The organism is Nitrospira sp. BLG_2 (assembly GCF_049222245.1).
Genome location: NZ_JBLYIG010000548.1, coordinates 1 through 3,536, shown reverse-complemented (window position 1 = coordinate 3,536; position 3,536 = coordinate 1). Strand labels below are relative to the sequence as shown.

Annotated in this window: 2 protein-coding genes and 1 pseudogene; all 3 read right to left on the bottom strand. The window is 54.7% G+C overall.

What is annotated here, in order from left to right:
* The coding region (locus ACOSYY_RS14650; RefSeq protein WP_421663267.1) for a radical SAM protein at positions 1-464 on the bottom strand (464 nt) is incomplete at its 3' end.
* 84 nt (positions 465-548) lie between these two features.
* On the bottom strand, positions 549-2,624 hold the full coding sequence (locus tag ACOSYY_RS14645; RefSeq protein ID WP_421663266.1) for a universal stress protein: 2,076 nt from the start codon (positions 2,622-2,624) through the stop codon (positions 549-551).
* Positions 2,625-2,817: 193 nt separating this feature from the next.
* Positions 2,818-3,536, bottom strand: a pseudogene (locus ACOSYY_RS14640) (B12-binding domain-containing radical SAM protein); the annotation flags it as partial.

Genomic DNA, 3,536 nt, shown 5'->3' with positions numbered 1-3,536 from the left:
CTGATGCCCACGCCCATCACACCGATCTCGACAAGAGTCTTGGCCAGTTGGTCATTGATCAGCATCCCGTTTGTCCCAAAGACCACCATAAAGCCGAGTTTAACCGCGTAACGAGCGATGTCGAGGATGTCAGGTCTCACGAACGGTTCGCCACCCGTGATGACAAGGAGACAACCTTTATTCACCTCCGAGATCTGCTCGATGAGTCGGTAACATTCTTCGGTACTCAGCTCATCATCCCCACCGGCGGCTTTGGTCGTCGCATCGAGATAACAGTGATCACATTTGAGATTGCAACGCTTGGTTAGGTTCAGCGCAACGAGGTAGGGCTTGAAGTCATCGACTGTCCGACCGTCGAACGGCCCCTCTCCCTTTGGAATTGGAGTGAAGAACTGGGCGATTTGTTGCTGCAAAGAGCCCAAAGTGCCGGTAGGGCCGTTGAAGATGGGAAGAGGTTTACCCATGGCGTGTTGTGTTTGGGTGTTGAGGTGGAATACTCGTCAGAGGAAAAGACCGGAGTTCAGCACCAAAAGCTCAGTACGCAAAACCTAGCCGCGTCCTTTTCCAGTGAGGTCGGCGATCATGTCCTTGAGATTGCCGGTCTTCATAGCTTCCGCCATATACCCCTTCGCCTGTTCGATGCCTTCATTCGCGACTTCGAGCGTGATTGTGGTGGCTCCGATTTTTTCGGCATGTTTGAGGATGAGCGCTTTGGTGCAATCGCGCATGAAGCCCTCCGGAGCCCGATCCAACCTGGCTTGCGCTTCGTCCGTCCAGGTATATGGGGATGTGCCTTCGACATGGTCGTTCGAGACATTCCCATTCTCCGCTGCCACCGTTGCAAGCGTGGCTCCCGCTGTCGGCGACGTGCCGGTGCCCTTGTTGGAAAAAATGGGGGTATAGTCTTCGTCCGCAGCTTCCTTGATCATCGGCGCCGCGTATTCGAGCGTGATGGTCGTCATTCCCAACTTACGCGCGCTCTTTTCAATCCTGGCCTTCGCGCGCCTGCGCTGAAAGCCGGCCGGCACGGCCCGGATCGCTTCTTTCGCATCCTTGGTCCACTGCATCGGCACGTCGTCATAGGCCACATCCGTTTCCAGCTCGCCTTCAGACGTCGCGGCCACTTCGAAAACCTTTTTGTCGACCTGTTTAAATTTGGTCCCGTCCACACCGCACACCGGACATTTGACAGGGGTATCCCCCTTCCCGATGTAGCCACACCCATCACAGACAAAATAGGTCTGACCCATACGATCCAGGTAGGCCTGGGTGGAGGCATTGATCTCTTTTGGTTTTTCCTCAACGATCTGGGTCATGATTCCGCTCAATGTCGGTCCCATGAGATCTTTCGTTACAGCCTGGTCGGCCTGCATCTTGTCGCGGTCGATACCCGCCGCGTCCAGGTTCCCACCAAGCGCTCGCATGGCGTCCATGGCGCCTTTAGGCAAAATATGTCCTACCGCCGCATCCACGACGGTGTTACTGATGATCGTATGGCCTTTTTCGATGGCATATCGATGAATGGCGGTCTTCGCCACGCCTCGGGCAAAGATCGGGATTTTTTCCATCCGTCGCAAAGATTCTTCTGTCCATGCGATCGTGTACTCGGCCTGCGTATCGATGGGGGGAACATATTTGCGGTTGGAGACCAAGACGTTACATGGGGCACTCCGGAGCAGGTTTTCAGTGTTGCTGCCGACATCCATGTCGTCGTCGCTGTGAACGCCGATGCGTCCGACGATCAGCAAAGCCGGGACATCCTTACGGACATATTGAATGATTTTTTCGAAGGCTTTGCCGTCGAGCAAGGTCGTTTTTACATCCGTTTGCTCGGCTTGGGCGATTTCACGGGAAATGTCCAAGTGGGATTGATAGATCTTGGCCAGACCGCTGTCGATAATTTCCTCGTGCAGCTTTTCCTGTTCCTTGAAACGGAACACCTTACCGGCTTCTTCGTTCAAGACCCCGGAAATGCTATGGAACGCGGCATAGTGAAAGTAAGGGTCAAACGCCGAAATCGCCTCCACCGGCATGTTGAAGGCCTTGCCGAGGGCCAAGCCGGTCATCAGTCCGCCGAACGAGTAGGGGCTGCCGTCGACGGCAACGACAATCCTCCCGCCGGTTATCGGCTGAACATTCTTGATAATCAGCATGTCGGAGTTACGGACTCGGCGGATCACGCGCTCGGTGTTGCTGCCGATCACGCTGTCCTTGACCGCACCGACTCCCAATGCTCCCATGATGACGAGATCATACCCGTTGGTATTGATGTCCTCGGCCAGTACTTTCCAGTTCCGGCCCTCGAGCGATCGCCGTTCGACGGGAAGATTGGCTTCGTTGCATTTCTTGTCCACGTAGTCGAGGTAAGAGTCGGTGATGATTTGGAGACCGCGGGTGATCAGTGAGTCATGGATCTGTCGTTGCCGGTCGAGCTCCTTTTCATCGTGGTATTCCTCGGGCAATCCGGCTTCCATCTGCTTGAAGCGCTTGTCGTGCATTTTCGCCGCATAGACGTGGCTTCCCACGATCTTGGACCCGAATATCTTCGCCAGGTGGACGCCGACATCCACCGCAGTATTGGAATGGTCGGAGTTATCGACCGGAATATAGATAGTCTTATACATTGAGGCGCCTCCTTAAGGCGCGATCTGAATTTGGAACAAACGTGCAATTATATGAAAAACCACACGATTAACGTACTAATTCTCAGTCTAAAGAAAGTGGATGATAACACTCGCTGAAACTGGAATGCAAGGCATCGTAGGTGCCACGGCACGAGTCGAATGGCGTGGCTCAACAGTGATGTCGGCTGAAAAATCAACCGGCTGAGCTGGCTCTTGGCTCAGGTGTCTGTGAAGGGGATGGAACCGGCCGGCGGGAGCGAAGGATTTCTTCGAGTGAGAGGAGCGCGTCCCGCCCCGAATTGCCCTCAATGCCCCGGCTGAGGTTTTGGTCGGCATAGGTGGGTGATTCTGAAGTTTGGGACAAAGATCCGGTCCATCGACGAGGATCACGACTCCCTTGCTTCCGTTCCCACGCCCGGAGGCACGCCTTGGCGATGATCTTGTTGAGGGGGGCAGGGTTATAGAGCAACTTTCTGATACTCGTCGGGGTCAGCATCAAGGGGTTGTAACCGGCCGAAAGGTATCCCTCCTCCAACAGTCGCTGCTCCAGATCGGTGTTTGGCTGGATACCGAGGAAGAACATCAGCGGGAATACCCGCTCTTCCCCGATTATTGAGGCCACCGCCTTGTAGGACTCGACGCTTTGGAGAAGACTCTCTTCCGTTTCCTTGGGGCTGTTCAGCGAATAGTTGAGGATCACCTTGCCCTTGAAGCCGGCTTCCGCCAGATAACGACAGCCGTCATACAACCGTTCCAGCTTGAAGCCCATATGGAGATTATTCAGAACCTCTTGCGAGCCGGAGGTAATAGCCACCTCCAAATCGCCCACGCCTGATCGGACCATCAGTTTCGCCAGTTCCGGGGTAATCAGAGAGGTTCTGATGTAGCCCGACCACTCGATATCAAGTTTCT